General features: G+C 72.8%; 19 protein-coding genes and 1 riboswitch. Of the genes, 11 read left to right on the top strand and 8 right to left on the bottom strand.

Annotated features, from left to right (window positions below; all coding sequences use genetic code 11):
• Positions 1 to 7: 7 nt before the first annotated feature.
• From OG782_RS08050 to OG782_RS08035, 4 genes are all read right to left on the bottom strand, one after another.
• Positions 8 to 1,549, bottom strand: coding sequence for a cobyric acid synthase (locus OG782_RS08050; protein ID WP_406448756.1), 1,542 nt, complete (start codon positions 1,547 to 1,549; stop codon positions 8 to 10).
• Positions 1,546 to 2,589, bottom strand: coding sequence for a cobalamin biosynthesis protein (locus OG782_RS08045; protein ID WP_406448754.1), 1,044 nt, complete (start codon positions 2,587 to 2,589; stop codon positions 1,546 to 1,548). Before OG782_RS08045 ends, OG782_RS08050 begins: the two co-directional genes overlap by 4 nt.
• A 144-nt stretch (positions 2,590 to 2,733) precedes the next feature.
• A riboswitch (cobalamin riboswitch) is annotated at positions 2,734 to 2,864 on the bottom strand.
• Between the two features lie 161 nt (positions 2,865 to 3,025).
• Positions 3,026 to 3,259, bottom strand: coding sequence for a hypothetical protein (locus OG782_RS08040; protein WP_406448752.1), 234 nt, complete (start codon positions 3,257 to 3,259; stop codon positions 3,026 to 3,028).
• A gap of 22 nt (positions 3,260 to 3,281) precedes the next feature.
• Positions 3,282 to 4,547, bottom strand: a complete 1,266-nt coding sequence (locus OG782_RS08035) for an anion permease (protein ID WP_406448750.1) — start codon at positions 4,545 to 4,547, stop codon at positions 3,282 to 3,284.
• A gap of 236 nt (positions 4,548 to 4,783) precedes the next feature.
• Between OG782_RS08035 and OG782_RS08030 the strand changes: the two genes are divergently transcribed.
• From OG782_RS08030 to OG782_RS08020, 3 genes are all read left to right on the top strand, one after another.
• Complete coding sequence (locus OG782_RS08030; protein ID WP_406448748.1) at positions 4,784 to 5,446, top strand: class II aldolase/adducin family protein; 663 nt, start codon at positions 4,784 to 4,786, stop codon at positions 5,444 to 5,446.
• Positions 5,447 to 5,651: 205 nt separating this feature from the next.
• Entirely contained in the window at positions 5,652 to 6,779 is a 1,128-nt protein-coding gene (locus OG782_RS08025; RefSeq protein ID WP_406448746.1) for an alpha/beta hydrolase, read from the top strand.
• A gap of 184 nt (positions 6,780 to 6,963) precedes the next feature.
• Positions 6,964 to 8,274, top strand: coding sequence for a hypothetical protein (locus OG782_RS08020; RefSeq protein WP_406458911.1), 1,311 nt, complete (start codon positions 6,964 to 6,966; stop codon positions 8,272 to 8,274).
• 206 nt (positions 8,275 to 8,480) lie between these two features.
• On the opposite strand, the gene OG782_RS08015 is transcribed toward OG782_RS08020, so the two are convergent.
• A complete protein-coding gene (locus tag OG782_RS08015; protein WP_406448744.1) occupies positions 8,481 to 8,894 on the bottom strand; it encodes a VOC family protein in 414 nt (137 codons plus the stop codon).
• 124 nt (positions 8,895 to 9,018) lie between these two features.
• Complete coding sequence (locus OG782_RS08010) at positions 9,019 to 9,909, bottom strand: neutral zinc metallopeptidase (RefSeq protein ID WP_406448742.1); 891 nt, start codon at positions 9,907 to 9,909, stop codon at positions 9,019 to 9,021.
• Between the two features lie 279 nt (positions 9,910 to 10,188).
• On the opposite strand from OG782_RS08010, the gene OG782_RS08005 reads away from it, so the two are divergent.
• The 3 genes from OG782_RS08005 (at position 10,189) to OG782_RS07995 (ending at position 13,380) form a co-directional block, all read left to right on the top strand.
• On the top strand, positions 10,189 to 11,787 hold the full coding sequence (locus OG782_RS08005) for an ABC-F family ATP-binding cassette domain-containing protein (protein WP_406448740.1): 1,599 nt from the start codon (positions 10,189 to 10,191) through the stop codon (positions 11,785 to 11,787).
• 427 nt (positions 11,788 to 12,214) lie between these two features.
• Positions 12,215 to 12,436 carry a helix-turn-helix domain-containing protein gene (locus tag OG782_RS08000; protein ID WP_007263382.1) on the top strand — a complete coding sequence of 74 codons (222 nt, stop codon included), beginning with the start codon at positions 12,215 to 12,217 and terminating at the stop codon, positions 12,434 to 12,436.
• Positions 12,437 to 12,588: 152 nt separating this feature from the next.
• The gene (locus OG782_RS07995; protein WP_406448738.1) at positions 12,589 to 13,380 is read left to right on the top strand and encodes an enoyl-CoA hydratase/isomerase family protein; all 792 of its coding nucleotides are present in this window, start codon (positions 12,589 to 12,591) and stop codon (positions 13,378 to 13,380) included.
• A 57-nt stretch (positions 13,381 to 13,437) separates the two neighbouring features.
• On the opposite strand, the gene OG782_RS07990 is transcribed toward OG782_RS07995, so the two are convergent.
• Entirely contained in the window at positions 13,438 to 14,178 is a 741-nt protein-coding gene (locus tag OG782_RS07990) for a hypothetical protein (protein ID WP_406448736.1), read from the bottom strand.
• Positions 14,179 to 14,270: 92 nt separating this feature from the next.
• Between OG782_RS07990 and OG782_RS07985 the strand changes: the two genes are divergently transcribed.
• Genes OG782_RS07985 through amaP form a run of 5 tightly spaced genes read left to right on the top strand, consistent with a single transcriptional unit; the run spans position 14,271 to position 16,612 of the window.
• Positions 14,271 to 14,765, top strand: coding sequence for an Asp23/Gls24 family envelope stress response protein (locus OG782_RS07985; RefSeq protein ID WP_406448734.1), 495 nt, complete (start codon positions 14,271 to 14,273; stop codon positions 14,763 to 14,765).
• A 32-nt stretch (positions 14,766 to 14,797) separates the two neighbouring features.
• The gene (locus OG782_RS07980; RefSeq protein WP_406448732.1) at positions 14,798 to 14,989 is read left to right on the top strand and encodes a hypothetical protein; all 192 of its coding nucleotides are present in this window, start codon (positions 14,798 to 14,800) and stop codon (positions 14,987 to 14,989) included.
• Positions 14,986 to 15,348 carry an Asp23/Gls24 family envelope stress response protein gene (locus OG782_RS07975; RefSeq protein ID WP_406448730.1) on the top strand — a complete coding sequence of 121 codons (363 nt, stop codon included), beginning with the start codon at positions 14,986 to 14,988 and terminating at the stop codon, positions 15,346 to 15,348. Before OG782_RS07980 ends, OG782_RS07975 begins: the two co-directional genes overlap by 4 nt.
• Entirely contained in the window at positions 15,345 to 16,028 is a 684-nt protein-coding gene (locus tag OG782_RS07970) for a DUF6286 domain-containing protein (RefSeq protein WP_406448728.1), read from the top strand. The genes OG782_RS07975 and OG782_RS07970 overlap by 4 nt, the downstream gene beginning before the upstream one ends.
• On the top strand, positions 16,025 to 16,612 hold the full coding sequence (gene amaP, locus OG782_RS07965) for an alkaline shock response membrane anchor protein AmaP (protein WP_406448726.1): 588 nt from the start codon (positions 16,025 to 16,027) through the stop codon (positions 16,610 to 16,612). Before OG782_RS07970 ends, amaP begins: the two co-directional genes overlap by 4 nt.
• A 78-nt stretch (positions 16,613 to 16,690) precedes the next feature.
• On the opposite strand, the gene OG782_RS07960 is transcribed toward amaP, so the two are convergent.
• Positions 16,691 to 17,446, bottom strand: coding sequence for an SDR family oxidoreductase (locus tag OG782_RS07960; protein ID WP_406448724.1), 756 nt, complete (start codon positions 17,444 to 17,446; stop codon positions 16,691 to 16,693).
• Positions 17,447 to 17,450: the final 4 nt, after the last annotated feature.

Here is a 17,450-nt window from a genome sequence, read left to right as displayed (position 1 = left end):
GGGGCGTTCATGCGCGTGCTCCAGGTGCTCCGGGGGCGATGAAGGGAAGTCCTGCCGGTGCGCCCGACTCGATGAGCCGCCACAGCGCGTCGGTGTCCGCGTGTTCTTCGATGAGGTCGCCGAGGCGGTCGAGCTGTTCCTCGCGCAGCTCGGCGAAACAGGTGTCGGGGGCGGGGACGAAACGGCGGCCGGCGGCCCGCGCGATCTCGGTCAGGAAGCGGCGCCGGAACGCGTCGCTCTCCAGCGAGCCGTGCCAGTGGGTGCCCCACACGGCTCCGGAGCGGCAGCCGTCGAGACGCTGCCCGCCGCCGTCGGTGAGGAACGGCTCGCCGCCGCGCACGTCCGCGACGCCGTGATGGATCTCGTACCCCTCGACGGGGGCGCCGAGCGCCTCGCCGGCCGGCCGGGCGAGGGTCTTCTCGCGGTCGAACCGGATGCGCACGGGCAGCAGTCCGAGTCCGTCGACCTTCCCGGCGCGCGACTCCACGTCGTCCTCGATGTGCTCGCCGAGGATCTGGTAGCCGCCGCAGATGCCCAGGACGGGGCGTCCCTCGGCGGCGCGCCGCTGCAGCGCGTCGGCGAGCCCGCGCTCGCGCAGCCAGGCCAGCGCCTTCACGGTGCCGCGGGTGCCGGGCACGATGACGAGGTCCGCGTCGTGCAGTTCCTCGGCGCGGTCCACGAACCGCACCACGACGCCCGGTTCGGCGGCGAGCGCGTCGACATCGGTGAAGTTCGACATCAGCGGCACGGCGCACACGGCGACGCGCAGGATGTCCTCGCCGTGCGGCGGGGCGACGACGGACTCCCGTACGGTGCCGCGCAGCGAGACCCGCAGCCCGTCCTCCTCGTCGATGCCGAGGCCGTGGGCGAACGGCAGCACCCCGTACGTCGGCCGTCCGGTCAGGTCGAGCAGCATGTCCAGGCCGGGCTCCAGCAGGGAGACGTCGCCGCGGAACTTGTTGACCAGATAGCCGGCGATCAGCTCCTGGTCCCCGGCCGCGAGCAGCGCCGTCGTACCGAAGAACGAGGCGAAGACCCCGCCGCGGTCGATGTCGCCGACGACCACCACCGGGAAGCGTGCCGCCCGTGCGATGCCCATGTTCACGATGTCCGTGCGCCGCAGATTGATCTCGGCCGGACTGCCCGCCCCCTCGCAGATCACTGCGTCATACGTGCCCCGAAGCTGCTCCAGGCAGTCCACGACGGTGGACAGAAGCTGCTCCTGCCGGCCGCCGTGGTAGCCGCGGGCGCTCATTTCGCCGACCGCGCGCCCCATCAGGACGACCTGGCTGGAGCGGTCGCTGCCGGGCTTGAGCAGGACCGGGTTCATCAGGGCGGTGGGCTCGACCCGGGCGGCCTGGGCCTGCATGGCCTGGGCGCGGCCGATCTCGGCGCCCTCGCGGGTGACGAAGGAGTTGAGCGACATGTTCTGCGCCTTGAAGGGCGCCACCTTCACGCCCCGGCGCACCAGCCAGCGGCAGATGCCCGCCGTGACGACGCTCTTGCCCGCGTCCGATGTGGTCCCGGCGACCAGTAGTCCACCGCTCATGTCCGTCTCCGTCCAGAGAGTCGAGGTCCTGCGGTACGGGGCGCTGCGGTACGGGGCGCTGCGCCGGTGGCCCCCGGGGTGCGGGAGCCCGCGATGCGCCGTGCCGCGAGGCCGATGCCCAGGCGGGCCGCCACGCTCACGCCGAGGGCCAGCGCGTTCACCCGGCGCGACAGCCGTACGGCGCGTTCGATGTCCGCGCTCTCCACCGCCCGGCCGGTCTCCCCGTTGAGCACGGGCCGGTGCTCGACCCGGCCGCCGTAGGCGAGGGTCCCGCCGAGCCGTACGCCGAGGGCGCCCGCGAACGAGGCCTCCACCGGGCCCGCGTTGGGGCTCGGGTGCTTGGCCGCGTCCGCCCGCCAGGCCCGGACCGCTCCCCGTGGCCGCCCCCCGGCGGCCACGGCGAGCAGGGCCGTCAGCCGGGCGCCCGGCCAGCCCGCGACGTCGTCGAGGCGCGCCGAGGCCCAGCCGTAGCGCCGGTAGCGCGGCGATTTGTGGCCGACCATCGCGTCGAGCGTGTTGGCGGCCCGGAAGCCTACGAGTCCGGGGACCCCGCCCAGCGCGCCCCACACCAGGGCGCCGACCACGGCGTCCGAGGTGTTCTCGGCGACGGACTCCACGACGGCACGGGCGATCTGCGGCCCGTCCAGGGAGTGCGGGTCGCGGCCGCACAGATGCGGCAGCCGCTCACGGGCCAGGTCGATGTCCCCGGCGGCGAGCGCGCCACCGATGGCCCGGGCCTCGCGCCCCAGCGACGTACCGCCGATGACGGACCAGGTGGCGGCGGCGGTCAGGGCGACGGACGCGGCGGGGTGGCGGCGCAGCGCACGGGAGGCCAGCGCTGCGCCCCCGGCGGCGCCTCCGGCGCAGATCAGGGTGTGCAGTGCGCCCCACCCGCGGTGGTCGCGCCACAGACGGCGTTCGACGCCTGCCGCGGCCCGCCCGAAGGCGGCGACCGGGTGCCCCCTGCGGGGATCACCGAGCAGCAGATCGCCGATCAGACCGGCCGTGGCGCCGTACGCGAAAATGCGATCGGCACGCACGGTTCAGCCGGCCGTTACGCCTCGAAGGACCTTCGTACGGGCAACTGCTGGCAGAAGCGGTACAGGAATGGACGCACGGCAGGCGGGCATGACGATATGTCCTCACTCAGGGTCCGCGCCCTGGTTCGACGTGACCGGCGACGAGAGTCTCCTGGCTTCCGGATCCGCAGTTCCCCCGGTCTTCCAGCCCGCTTGCGTGGACCGTGACGTACGGGTGGGGGACTGCTCCCCGGTGACAGTGGCGGGACCGCGCCGGATTCGCACCGGCTTCCTCTGCTGTCGCCGTAATGGCTCCGGCAGTCCACCACGCTCCGCGAACACCCGTCAACTTGCCGTTGACCTGCGGCGGCGCAGTGTGCGCAGACACACATCGGGCCGGACACACACGAGGTGTGTCCGGCCCGATGCGTACGAGCGGAATGGGGCGGGTGTGGCGTCAGGCGACGATCAGATAGATGCCGTAGGCCACCGCCGCGGCGCACAGTCCGAAGCAGACGTACGCGCCGGCACGGGCCAGCATGAGCGATCCGCCCGCCGAACCGCCCTGCGCGGCCGGTTCGGGCTGCTTGGAGAGGCCGACGATGCCGAGGGTGAAGAGGCCCACCAGCGCGACGGTGGCGACGAGAGAGACGCCGAAGACGGTGCCGAGGGCGGCCCAGTCGATGTGCATGATCTGTCCTTACCGGAGGCTCTTAGACCGTGGCGGGTCGGGCCGGGTCGGAGACGGGTCCGGCCGGGGCCGGGATGGTGGCCGTGAGGTCGTGGGTGGTCTGGGCGGCCGCGGTGGGCGGCGGGCTGACGGCCGCGATGGCCGTGGTGACGACCCCCGCGGGCTCGGCGTCCGCACCGGCCGGGGCGACGTCCTCGTGGCTGACGGGCTTGCGGCGCGACAGCATCCAGATCGCTCCGGAGCCGGCGATGAGCAGCGCCGCGACGACCACGACGCCCCAGGTGCCCTGCTTGGTGAGGAGCTCGGCACCCGCACCGACCAGTCCGGCGGCCGGCAGGGTCAGACCCCAGGCGACGAACATCCGGGTGGCGGTGGACCAGCGGACCACGCCCCCCTTGCGGCCGAGGCCCGCGCCCATCACGGCGCCGGAGCAGGACTGGGTGGTGGAGAGGGAGAAGCCGAGGTGCGAGGAGGCCAGGATGACGGTGGCCGCACTGGTCTGGGCGGCGAAGCCCTGCGGCGGCTTCAGCTCGGTCAGGCCGCTGCCCATGGTGCGGATGATGCGCCAGCCGCCCAGGTAGGTGCCGAGCGCGATGGCGAGGCCGGCGCTCACGATGACCCAGACCGGCGGGTTGGAGCCGGGGGCCAGGACGCCGCCGGTGACCAGGGCGAGCGTGATGATGCCCATGGTCTTCTGCGCGTCGTTGGTGCCGTGGGCGAGGGAGACCAGCCCGGCCGAGGCGATCTGGCCGGCGCGGTAGCCCTTGGCGGTGGCCTTCCCCTGGGCGTCGCTGCGGATCTTCCCGCCGATGCGGTACGTGAGCTTGGTGGCCAGCAGCGCGGCGAGACCGGCGACGACCGGCGCGGCGACCGCGGGGAGCAGCACCTTGGTGACCACGGTGCCGCCGTCGACCGACGACCAGCCCGCGGACATCACCGCGGCGCCGATGAGGCCGCCGAACAGTGCGTGGGAGGAGCTGGAGGGCAGTCCGACCAGCCAGGTCAGCAGATTCCACAGGATGGCGCCCACCAGGGCCGCGAAGATGACCTCGGTTCTGAGCCCGTCTTCGTTGATGATCCCGCCGGAGATCGTCTTGGCGACCTCCACCGACAGGAACGCGCCTACGAGGTTGAGAACGGCGGACATGGCCACCGCTGTCTTGGGTTTGAGTGCACCGGTCGAGATGGTGGTGGCCATCGCGTTGGCGGTGTCGTGGAAACCGTTCGTGAAATCGAACACTAGAGCTGTCACGATCACAATCGCGAGCAGCAGCGTGATGTGTTCCATTTACCCAGGCAATCGTTCGACGTCAGTGGCACGTGGACCGTAGGCAATCTGGGTGAACGGAAGATGAACTGGGAAGGGCGTTGTGGTGACCCCAACCGGAGTGCCACTGCCCTGTTCGGGTGTCGGCCGGTGGTGCGATTCCGGCACAGGCCGGTGTGGGCCCGGAATCCGGGGTTCGGGCGGGCCTTCGCGGGAGGGGTGGCAAGGTGTCGCTCATCCGTTGAAAGGATCTTCGTATGAGCGAGCAGCGGCGGGATTCGATCGAACAGGCCTGGGGCGCGGTCGTCGCCACGGCCCGCAGGACAGCATCCGAGGGTCTCGTCGTCGGCACCTCCGGCAACGTGTCGGCGCGGGTCGGCGCGACCGTCCTGGTCACCCCGAGCGGAGTGCCGTACGACAGGCTCCGGCCCGAGGACGCCGTCGGCGTCGATCTGGAAGGCAACCGGGTCCTCGGCGAGCTGGCCCCCACCAGCGAGCTCCCGCTCCATCTCGCGGTCTACCGGAACACCGGCGCCGCCGCCGTCGTGCACACCCACGCGGTGCATGCCACGGCCGTCTCCACCCTGGTCGCCGAGGTCCCGTCGGTGCACTACGCCGCCGCGATGCTGGGCGGCCCCGTCCGGGTCGCCGCCTACGCCCGGTACGGCACCGACGAGCTGGCCGGGAACATGCTCACGGCCCTGCGCGACCGGACGGGCTGTCTGCTGGCCAACCACGGCACGGTCGCCTACGGCGCCACCCTCGACGAGGCGTACGACCGCACCGCCCAGCTCGAATGGCTCTGCCGCGTCTGGCTGGCCGCGAGCTCCGTGCCCGGCCGCTCCCCGGCCCTGCTGACACCGGACCAGCTGGGCGACGTCCAGGAAGCGCTGAAGGGATACGGGCAGCAGCCCGGCTGAATCAGGTCCGGACCCGGCCTCGGCCTGCCGCTGCCCGGCGGGCTCCGGCCGTGTGGGCCTCGGCCGTGTGGGCTCCGGCCGTGTGGGCTCCGGCCGTGTGGGCTCCGCACCGGACGCCCCTTGCCGTACCGCCCGCCGGACGGCCCCCTCCCCGGACGGCCCCCGTCCGCTGGCAGCGTGCGGTGGCGCCCCGGACACTGAAGCCGTGCGCCCGGCTAAAGCGACGGCAGCAGTCGTCACCACCATCCTCGGCGCCGGTGCGGCAGCGGTCGCGGCCGGCCGGTACGCCGGCGACGTCGCCCTCAAGGCGCCGTCCGGACGTCCCCTCCCCGCAGACCGCAGGCTCACCGTGCATGCGACGGCGGCCGGACAGGTCACCCTGACCCGGTCCTTCACGTCGTTGCGCCCCGGTACCTACGGACTGGTGGGCGACGACGTCCACGCCGTCGTGGGACCGGTGATCGACCAGGCCCACCAGGCCCCCGACACCGTCGTGCGCCGGCTGGAACGCGTCAGCCGCGGCACCCTGCTCCCCGGGGCCCAGGTCCGCTTCACCCCGGAGCTGTACAGCGGCGACCCCGCCACGGCCCTCGGCCTCGATTTCCGCGAGGTGGAGATCCCCGGCGAACTCGGCGGCCTGCCCGCCTGGTTCGTTCCCGGGCCCCGTGACACCTGGGTCATCACCGTGCACGGCATCGGCACCACCCGGGAACACCCGCTGAACGTGATGGGCTTCCTGCACGGACAGCAGCTGCCGGTGCTCGACCTCGCCTACCGCGGCGACGCCGGGGCCCCGCGCTCCCCGGACGGACTCTCCCACCTCGGCGAGTCCGAATGGCGCGACCTGGACGCCGCCATCCGCTTCGCCGTGCGCTACGGCGCCGAGAAGGTCATCCTGCACGGCTGGTCCACCGGCGCCTCGATGGCCCTGCACGCCTGCGCCAACTCCGCGCTCAGGGACCGGATCTGCGGCCTCGTCCTCGACTCCCCGGTGCTGGACTGGGCCACCACCCTGCGCGCCCTGGCCGCCGCCCGGGGCGTCCCGTCCGCACTGCTGCCCCTCGCCGTCCGCGCCGCCCAGGGACAGACGGGACTGCGCGGAGCCAGGCTCCTGGACACATCCCTGCCCCGGACACTGCATGTCCCGGTGCTGATCTTCCACGGCCCCGACGACACCCTGGCCCCCTGGCAGCCGTCCCGGCAGCTCGCCGCCCACCGGCCGGACCTGGTCGCCCTGCACTCCGTACCCCAGGCTCCGCATGCGGCGATGTGGAACGCCGACCCGGCCCGCTACGAAGAGACGCTGCGCCGCTTCCTCACGCCCCTGATGTGAGCCGATGTGCCGCTTCGGCCGATTGGTCCCGGCCGGTGCGGGCACCCTCCGGCACCGGCGCTCCGGGTTCCGTTTGGGCTTTCGGGCCGTCAGAGGCAAGACTGCTCCCGTGACGTCCCGTACCCCGCGCGACTCCAGGCTGCGACTTGTCCGCCCGCGACCCCTCGCCACCGCCCGCAAGGCCGTGATCACCCGGCGCACCAGGCCCGCGCCCCGCCCGCCCGAGGGCACTCCGCCCCGCGCGGAACTGGCCCGTCAGGCCAGGACCGCCCTGGCCGACGCCGTACGGATCGCCCGCTGGGCGGCCGACGGTGCGAGCCCCGGCACCCCGCCCCTGGCCGCCCAGGCCCTCGAACGGGCCGCGGCGGCGCTGGAGTTGTCCCCGGCCCAGGTGCGCTCCGGCTGGGACCGGGCCCGCCTCGCCGGACTCGTGGAACTGCACGGCGACACCGCACGGCCCGGCTGGCGGCTGCGCGCCTGGGACCGCGACGACTCCGCCGTGCTCCGCGGCTGGGTGGCGCTCTTCGACGCCTGGTCGCTCGTCCACCCCGCCCCACGGGACATCGAGTCCACCGCGGTCGCCGAGGCCGTCGAGGCCGTGCCCCAGGTGCTCTCCCTCCTCCAGCTCTCGGCCGGCCCGGTCACCGTGCCGGCCCTGCTGGACCTCCTCGGCCAGCGCGTCGCCGAACTGCACGAGGAGCGCTGCGAGGTGCCGTACGGGCCGCAGCCGCTGCCCGCCCCCACCGAGGCGCCGCCCACGGCCCACTCCGCCGACCTGGTCGCCCTCCTGCTGGACTGGGCACTGGAGGGCCTGGCCGCCGTCGGGGCGCTCACTCTCGGCCCCGGCCACGCCACCCTGACCCCCCTCGGCAACTGGGCGGTCTGGGTCAAGCTGGAACAGATCTGTGTCGCCGCCCAGAGCCCGGCCGGGAACATCGAACAGTCCGCCGCCGACATGCTGCTCGGCTGCGCCCGCCTCACCCCCGGACCCGCCCGCGCCGAATACCGCGCCTGGCTGGCCGCCCGTCCCGTCGGCAGCGCCGTCGCCGAACTGCTCGGTGTGGCCCGGGGCGAGGACGCACTGCTGCGCGGGCTCGCCTTCGAGGCACTCCGCGTCGTCGGCGCACCCGCCGAGCCCGAGGTGCGCGCCGTCGTCGCCGACCCGTCGCTGCGCCCCTACGCGCTGCTCTGGCTCGCCGAGTACGACGGAGCCGACCCCGAGGACGCCCAGGACGTCCTCAGCCGCGAGGAGGCCACCTGGCTCTGGGTCGACACCGCGGCGGCCGTCGCCGACCACGGCGAGACGGGGCTGCTGGTCCGCCATCTCGACTCGGCCGTGCAGGGCACCGTCCCGGCCCTGCTCGACGAGGTGCGGGCCGTCGGCCATCCGCGCACCGTCCAGGTCCTGGTGGCCCTGGCCGCCGCCCACCCCGACCCCGCCCTCGCCAAGGCCGTCCGCAAGGCGGCGTTCCAGGTGCACACCGGCGGCGCCTGAGCCGGCCCGCGCACCGCGCGGCGGCCACGGGCCCGGCCCGCGACCGCCGCGCTGCCGGTCCCGTACCGGTTCAGCCCGGTACCGGCTCGGTCCCGAACCGCTCGGTCCGAGACCGGTTCAGTCCGGGACCGGTCCGATGCCGCTCAGTCCGATGCCGCCCGATGCCGTTCAGTCGGATGAGCCCGGGTCGGTCGGATGAGCCCGGGTCAGTCGGATGAGCCCGGGGCGTAGGTCCCGAAGCTCCAGACATTGCCTTCCGCGTCCCGCGCCATGTAGTCACGCGAGCCGTAGTCCTGGTCGGTGGGCGGCATCAGGATCTCCACCCCGTGCTCCACGGCCCGTGCGTGGTGCGCGTCGACCTCGTCCACCACCACATAGACCCCGACCGGACCCGACCCCTGCATCGCCTCGGCGAAGATCCCCCCGCGGCCCTTGGAACCCAGCATCACGCGGCCGTTCCCGCAGGACAGCTCCGCGTGCAGCACCGTGCCGTTCTCGCCCTCGTACACCGCTTCCTCGGTGAATCCGAGGCCCTCCGTCAGCGTTCTGATCGCGGCCTTCGCGTCGTCGTACAGAATCGTCGGATAGACCGACGGAACGCCCGCCGTTGCGCCTGCCATCGCGCTCACCCCTTCTCGCGCCGCCCGTATTCCGCGCGCGCCTCGTGTGTGATCTGCGTCTCAGTCTTCCACCGGGCACTGACAACGACCTGTCCGGCGACGGCGTGCAGACGGTTCCCGCAGGTCAGCGGAAGGTGTCGCAGCCGGCCATGTCGCCGCTGCGGAAGCCGTTCGTGAACCACTCCTGCCGCTGCGCGGCCGAGCCGTGCGTCCAGGACTCCGGGGTGACCCGGCCCTGGAACCTCTCCTGGATCCGGTCGTCCCCGACCGACGCGGCGGCGTCCAGGCCGTCGCGGATGTCCGCCCGGGTGAGCTCGGTGATCAGCGGCCGTCCGGTCGACTCGTCGGGCGTGGTCGTCGCGTGGTGCGCCCAGACCCCGGCGTAGCAGTCCGCCTGGAGCTCCACCTTCACCGCGTTGCTGTTCTCGCCCGTCCGCCCGTCCTGCGAGCGGGCCAGCGTCCCCGTCTGGTTCTGGATGTGGTGTCCGTACTCGTGCGCGACGACATACGCCTGGGCGAACGGCCCGCCGCTCGATCCGAACTTCGTCCGCAGCTCGTCGAAGAAGCCCAGGTCCAGGTAGACCTGCCGGTCGCCGGGGCAGTAGAAGGGCCCCACGGCCGAGGTCGCGGAGCCGCAGGCGGTGTTGATCCGGTCGGTGAACAGGACCGTGCGGGCGTTCCCGTACGTCGCGTCGCGCCGGGCGAACTCCTGCTTCCAGTAGTCCTGCACGCTGTTGACCACCGCGACGATCCGGCAGTCGTCCTTGGTGTTGGCGTCCTGTCCGGTCCGGCAGTTCTGCTCGACCTGGGCCGCCGAGGACGCGGTGGCGGTCGTGTCCGAGCCGCCCGATGAGAGGCCGAGCTGATCGGGTCCGACACCGAAGAGCAGTCCCAGGACCAGTGCGATGACACCCGCGATCCCGCCGCCCACGGTGGCTCTGCCGCCCGGGATCCGGCTGCCGCGCACGTCCTTGACCTCGGACGTGTCCAGATCGGCGTCGTCGTCGAACTGCATGGCACCACCCTCCGCTCCGCTCGCGGCTGCCGCACAGCCCTGCGCCGAGTATCGGATAATTCACACCGCAATGCCCGTTTGTGTTCACGCTGTGGAGTGGGTACGGCGCGCTGGGCGAGCTTTCGGTAACCGCCCGGGGAGCACGCGGAAAAGTGGTTGGACACCGCCAGTAGACTGGTCCTCATGCCCATCCTCCTTGTGCGTGTGCGTGAGTAACGGCGTCGAGTCGTGAATCGCTAGCCGTTCCTCCGCCGTCCATTCCGCCCTGGAGTTTTTCCCGTGATCACCGCTTCCGGCATCGAGCTGCGCGCCGGCGCCCGCCTCCTCATCGAGTCCGCTTCCTTCCGTATCGCCAAGGGTGACCGCATCGGCCTCGTCGGCCGCAACGGTGCGGGCAAGACCACCCTCACCAAGTGCCTCGCGGGCGAGGGAACCCCCGCCGCCGGCACCATCACCCGCTCCGGCGAGGTGGGCTACCTCCCGCAGGACCCGCGCACCGGCGACCTCGACGTGCTCGCCCGGGACCGCATCCTGTCCGCCCGCGGTCTCGACGAGATCCTGCGCAAGATGCGGGAGAACGAGGAGCGGATGGCGAACGGCAAGGGCGCCACCCGCGAGAAGGCCATGAAGAAGTACGAGCGCCTGGAGACGGAGTTCCTCACCAAGGGCGGGTACGCCGCCGAGGCCGAGGCAGCCACCATCGCCGCGGCCCTCAGCCTGCCCGACCGGGTGCTCGGCCAGCCGCTCCACACCCTCTCCGGCGGTCAGCGCCGCCGCATCGAGCTGGCCCGGATCCTTTTCTCCGACGCCGACACCCTGCTCCTCGACGAGCCCACGAACCACCTCGACGCGGACTCGATCGTCTGGCTGCGCGACTACCTCAAGACCTACCGCGGCGGCTTCGTCGTGATCTCCCACGATGCGGACCTCGTCGAGACCGTCGTCAACAAGGTCTTCTACCTCGACGCCAACCGGTCGCAGATCGACGTCTACAACATGGGCTGGAAGCTGTATCAGCAGCAGCGCGAGGACGACGAGAAGCGCCGCAAGCGCGAGCGGCAGAACGCCGAGAAGAAGGCCGCGACCCTCAACGCGCAGGCCGACAAGATGCGCGCCAAGGCCACCAAGACCGTGGCCGCGCAGAACATGGCCAAGCGCGCCGACCGGCTGCTCTCCGGCCTCGAGGCCGTCCGCGTCTCCGACAAGGTCGCCAAGCTGCGCTTCCCCGACCCCTCGCCGTGCGGCAAGACGCCGCTGATGGCGGAGGGCCTCTCCAAGTCCTACGGATCGCTGGAGATCTTCACCGACGTCGACCTCGCGATCGACAAGGGCTCCCGGGTCGTCATCCTCGGCCTCAACGGTGCGGGCAAGACGACCCTGCTCCGGCTGCTCGGCGGCGCCGAGAAGCCCGACACCGGCGAGATCATCGAGGGCCACGGGCTCAAGCTCGGTTACTACGCCCAGGAGCACGAGACCCTCGACCCGGACCGCACCGTCCTGGAGAACATGCGCTCCGCGTCGCCCGACCTCGACCTGGTCGCGGTCCGCAAGACGCTGGGCTCGTTCCTCTTCTCCGGCGACGACGTGGACAAGCCCGCAGGGGTCCTCTCCGGTGGTGAGAAGACCCGGCTCGCCCTGGCGACGCTGGTGGTCTCCTCCGCCAATGTGCTCCTGCTCGACGAGCCCACCAACAACCTCGACCCGGCCAGCCGCGAGGAGATCCTCGGCGCGCTGCGCACGTACAAGGGCGCGGTCGTCCTCGTCACGCACGACGAGGGAGCGGTCGAGGCGCTCCAGCCCGAGCGCATCATCCTGCTCCCCGACGGTGTCGAGGACCTGTGGGGTGCGGACTACCGGGACCTGGTCGCACTGGCCTGACCCGTACCGGCGGGGCCGCCCCTGCCGGCCGCGTCACCCGTACCGGCCGCGTCACCCGGCCCCGGCCGCCTGTCCGGCGGCCGGATCCGGAGCCCCGGGGCCCGCTGATCCACTCGCACTGGATCATTCGGCCTACGCGTGATCCATCATCTGCGTGAGTACGTCTCGTACCTCGGCGCGGCGCCCGGCAGATACCTGCCGGGCGCACTCATTTGGTGGCCCGGCCCTCGTGCGGCCCTGACCTGGCCGTTCCTGTGGCGCGGTTCCCCGGTGCTCCCCACAGCCCCGCGGAATGCAGGATTCCGGTCGTGCCGGAGCGTGCGCGGGGCGCCAATCCGGTTGCACGGACCTTGCCGAATGGGTGGCCAGGACGGCGTCGAGGGGTGATCATGAGAGTCCAGAGCGCACTTCCCACGAGGAGGCACGGGTGGCCGAGACTCTGAAGAAGGGCAGCCGGGTAACCGGCGCCGCGCGCGACAAGCTCGCGGCAGACCTGAAGAAGAAGTACGACTCCGGTGCGAGCATCCGGGCGTTGGCCGAGGAAACCGGCCGCTCCTATGGATTCGTTCACCGGATGCTCAGCGAGTCCGGAGTAACGCTGCGGGGACGCGGCGGAGCGACACGAGGGAAGAAGGCCGCGGCGGCCTGACGGCCGTCCGCGGGCCGGGGCGGGCCGTAGGACCTGCCCCGGGGCTCACCGGTTTCGGCGGTGGCCACCCGGTCGATCGTGCGGTCGCCCGGGTGGTTACTGTTCAGTCACTTAGCTCCATGTGCTGACTGCACCCGATCCGGAGGCGCTTCATGACCTCGCTCGACTCTGTGCTCGACAAGGACGGCGTACGACTCACCGTCGACGACGCGGTTGCCACGGTGACCCTCACCAATCCGGCCAGGCGCAACGCTCAGTCCCCCGCTCTGTGGCGGGCGTTGACAGAAGCCGGACGGGCTCTGCCCGGCAGTGTGCGGGTCGTCGTGCTGCGCGGCGAGGGTGTGTCCTTCTCCGCCGGACTCGACCGCCAGGCATTCACCCCCGAAGGGTTCGACGGTGAGCCGTCGTTCCTCGACCTGGGGCGGGGCCCGGAGGCCGAGCTCGACGCGGTCATCGCCGAGTACCAGGAGGCGTTCACCTGGTGGCGCCGCAACGACATCGTGTCGATCGCGGCCGTCCAGGGGCACGCCATCGGTGCGGGCTTCCAGCTCGCCCTCGCCTGCGATCTGCGGATCGTCGCCGAGGACGTGCAGTTCGCCATGCGCGAGACCAGCCTCGGTCTGGTGCCCGACCTCACCGGCACGCACCCTCTGGTGCACCTGGTGGGGTACGCACGCGCGCTCGAGATCTGCGCCACCGGCCGTTACGTGCACGCGGCCGAGGCCGAGCGCACCGGCCTGGCCAACCTCGTGGTGCCGGCCGCGGAGCTCGAGGGAGCCGCCCGCGATCTGGCCGGCGCCCTGATCGCCGCCCCGCGCGACGCCGTCATCGAGACCAAGGCCCTGCTGAGCGGCGCCGTCTCCCGGACGTACGAGGAGCAGCGCACCGCCGAACGGGCCGCGCAGGGCCGTCGGCTGCGCGACCTGTCGGGCATGCTCGACTGAGGTGACCCCGCGCTGACCCGGCACCGGACCGGAGGCGTACCGCCTCCGGTCATGCCGTCATGCCGTCACGTCCACGGGACCCGGCGGATCCTCCGGACCCGGTTCCCCCGTCACGGCCGTGACCAGCACCGCGACCGGTGGATGCCCCTCCACCGCTTCCGCCACCGCCACCCGCACCGCGCGGGCGACGTCGAGCGCCCGGTGGCCGCCCTCCGTCGCCAGTTCGACCCGTACATGGTCCGCGCCCGTGTGTACCGCCGTGCCCAGTACCCGGGTCAGCGTCGAGACCCCCTTCACTCCGGCGGCCGCACGGCCCGCCACGCCCTCCGGCTGCGCCGGCCGGACCTCGTCCGGCTCCGGGGCGGGCCGTTCCGGAGCCGTGTCCAGCAACTCCGTCACCTGCAGATCCACCTCGGCGACCACCAGGCCCAGGCGCCGCGCGGCAGCCGTCAGGAGCGCCGAGCGCAGCGCCGCGGCGGCTACGGGCAGCGGCTGGTCCGCCGTCGCGGCCATGGTGGCCTCGATCCGCAGCGGGCCCGGCGCCAGCGCGCTCGGGGGCGACGGCACCTGAGGGGCGGGAGCGGCCTCCGTATCGGCGACGGCGATCCTCAGCTCCCCGAGCACCGGCCCGGGCCCCGGAACCGCCACCGCCCGGCGCAGCACCGCGACCGCGGCCCGTTCCGAGATCCAGGCCCCGTCCGCCGGACCGCCCAGAGGGAGCAGTCGGCCCAGCCCGAGCCGTTGGCGAACCGCAGCCGTCCATCCCTGGGCCCTGTGCGGGCCGTCAGCCGTCGTCATTGCCCCAGCCTGCCGCATCCACGGCGCGAGACGGGGCAAGCGACCTTAATCTGGGCGAGGAAGTCCAATCTGCCCCGAAGGGAAGAACGGCGATGACCGACACCCCACAGCGGAACCGGCCCGAGAACCCCGACAAGGACTCGACGGGCGGCGACAGCAGGAACAGCCCCCTGACCAAGCGCGGCGGGGGAGACCCGGCGACCCGTGGCCGTACGACGATCGCCGACGGCGTGGTCGAGAAGATCGCCGGAATGGCCGCACGTGACGTGGTCGGCGTGCACGCGATGGGCAGCGGCCTCTCCCGTACGTTCGGAGCGGTGCGCGACCGGGTCCCCGGCGGCTCCAAGTCCGTCACCCGGGGCGTGAAGGCCGAGGTCGGCGAGTCCCAGACCGCCCTCGACCTGGAGATCGTCGTCGACTACGGCGTGTCGATCGCCGATGTCGCCCGGGATGTACGGGAGAACGTTGTCGCGGCCGTCGAGCGCATGACGGGTCTCGAGGTCGTCGAGGTCAACATCGCGGTCAGCGACGTGAAGCTGCCCGACGAGGACGACGACGAGGACCAGCCCGAGCCACGTCTCCAGTAGTCCTCCCGCACCAGGCAGTTGAGGAGCACACGATGAGCATGGCTGTGGTCGGCATGGTGGCCGGCATGGCGCTCGGATTCGCCGGATACTTCGGCGGATTCGGTGCCTTTCTGCTGGTGGCCGCCCTGGGGGCGATCGGCTTCATCGCCGGTCGCTTCATCGACGGCGACCTTGAACCCGGCGACTTCTTCCGGAGTCGCGAGCGCGGCGACCGACGGCGGTGACGGCGTTGTCGGGGGCGGGCGGCCGGGTCCCGGCCGCGGAGCGGGGAGAGACCCGGATCGCCGACCGGGTGGTCGCGAAGATCGCCGCGCAGGCGGCGAAGGAGGCCGTCGACGCGCCGGCGAAGGACGCCGCCTCGCCGCGCGCCACGGTCACCGTGCACCGTGAGACCGCCCGCGTACGGGTGACTCTGGAGCTCGGATATCCCAGCGACATCGGCCGACAGTGCGGTGCCGTGCGTCGCAGGGTCGCCGAACGGGTAAAGGCGTTGGCGGGGATGGAGGTGCCCGAAGTGGCCGTACAGGTCGAGCGCCTGCACCCCTCAGGAGCGAGCCTCGCGGCCCAGGGGAGGATCCGATGACCGAGCCCCAGAACCCGGAACACACGACGCAGCGTCTGCCCACCGGCGCGACGGAACACGGGGATGTCCTCGCGCTCGACCAGTCCGCCTCGTCGGCGGCCTACGACCCCGTGCCGGCCAAGGAACGCGGTGACGGCGGTGCGGGCAGGTTCTGGTCCGCCCGCCGCATCCCGGCGGGCATCGTCGCCCTGGTGGCACTCGGCGGCTCCGGGCTGCTCCTCTACGACGTGGCGGCGGTCCGCGCCGACCACCCGGCGATGCAGTGGCGGCGCTCGCTGGCCCGCGAACTGGCCGAGCGGCCGCTGAACGACGTCTGGGTGCTGACGGGCGCCGCGGTCGCGGTGGCGGCCGGCCTGTGGCTGATCGTTCTCGCGCTCACGCCCGGACTGCGTGATCTGCTGCCGATGCGCCGCGACCGCCCTGGCGTACGGGCGGCCCTCGACCGGACCGCGGCCGCCATGGTCCTGCGCGACCGGGCCGTCGAGGTGTCCGGGGTGCAGTCCGTCCGGGTCCGGATGGGCCGCGCCAAGGTGGGGGTGCGGGCCGTGTCCCACTTCCGTGAACTCGACGACGTACGGGCCGATCTGGACACCGTGCTCTCCACGGGCATCGGCGAACTCGGCCTGGCCAAGCCGCCCAGCCTGTCCGTCCACGTCCGCCGACCGGCGAAGAAGGGGTGAGCGGAGTGATCGGGACCGTCAACCGGGTACTGCTCGGCCTCGCCGGACTGGTACTGGTCTGTGTGGGCGGCGGGGTGCTGGCCGCGGGGCTCGGCCTCTCCGTGCCGTCCTGGTGGCCGTGGTACGGCAAGAGCGACGTCCTGCTCAGCGAGGCGGACCGGGACCGCTGGCGCTCCGAGGGCTGGTGGTGGCCGGTGGTGATCGCGGTTCTCGCCGTGCTCGTGGTGCTCGCGCTGTGGTGGCTGCTGGCCCAGCTGCGCCGCGCCCGCCTCGCCGAGGTGCTGGTGGACAGCGGCGACGGCGAGGGAGCACTGCTGCGCGGCCGGGCCCTGGAGGGGGTACTCGCCGCGGAGGCGGGCGCCCTGGACGGGGTGGCCCGCGCACAGGTCGTACTGACCGGCAGGCGCTCCACCCCGCAGGCCAGGGTCCGGCTGCTGATGGAGCCGCACGCCGCACCCGACGAGGCGCTGGGCCGGCTGGCCGACGAGGCGCTGGCCCACGCCCGGGACTCCGCGGGGCTGGCACAGCTGCCCGCCGAGGTACGGCTGCGGGCGGTCAAGCACCGGGCCGAGCGGGTGAGCTGACGGGCTGTACGCATCACCGAAGGGGTCGGACGGTCCACACCGTCCGGCCCTCTCGCGTCCCGCGTCCGGGCGCGCGGCTCAGAAGCCGTGCCGGGACCCGCCGTCGACCGGCACCATGATGCCCGTCAGATACGAGGCGGCGGGCGAGAGCAGGAAGGCCGCGGTCCGGCCGAACTCCGCCGGAGTGCCGTAGCGGCGCAGCGGGATCTTCGCCTCGTTGGCCGTGCGCGAGGCCTCGGCGTCACCGGACAGGGCGTCCAGTTCCCGTACCCGGTCCGTGTCGATCCGGGCCGGCAGCACGCCCACCACCCGGATGCCCCGCGGGCCCAGCTCGTCGGCCAGCGACTTGGCGAACCCGGCCAGGCCGGGGCGCAGCCCGTTGGAGATGGTCAGCCCGGCGATCGGTTCGTGGACGGAGCCGGAGAGCACGAAGCCGATGACGCCGCCCTCGCCGAGCGCCGCGGCCGCCGCCCGGGCCAGGCGCACCGCACCCAGGAACACCGATTCGAAGGCCGACTGCCACTGCTCGTCGGTGTTGTCCGCGAGGAAGCCCGGCGCCGGGCCGCCGACGCTGATGAGGATGCCGTCGAGCCGGCCGAACCCCTCCTGCGCGGCCTCCACGAGCCGCTGCGCCACGTTCGGGTCGGCGTTGTCGGCGGCGAGCCCGACCGCGTCGGGGCCCAGCTCGTCGGCGGCCTCCCGGACGCTCTTCTCGTCGCGGCCGGTGATGATCACCTTCGCGCCGTCGCCGACCAGCGCGCGTGCCGTGGCGTTGCCCAGCCCCCGGGTCGCTCCGGTGACGATGTACACACGGTCCTTCAGTCCAAGATCCATGGCC

Source organism: Streptomyces sp. NBC_00876, assembly GCF_045207435.1.
In the GTDB taxonomy this organism is placed as follows: domain Bacteria; phylum Actinomycetota; class Actinomycetes; order Streptomycetales; family Streptomycetaceae; genus Streptomyces.
The sequence above is the reverse complement of the archived record's forward strand: the minus strand, read 5'-3'. Positions and strand labels throughout refer to the sequence as shown.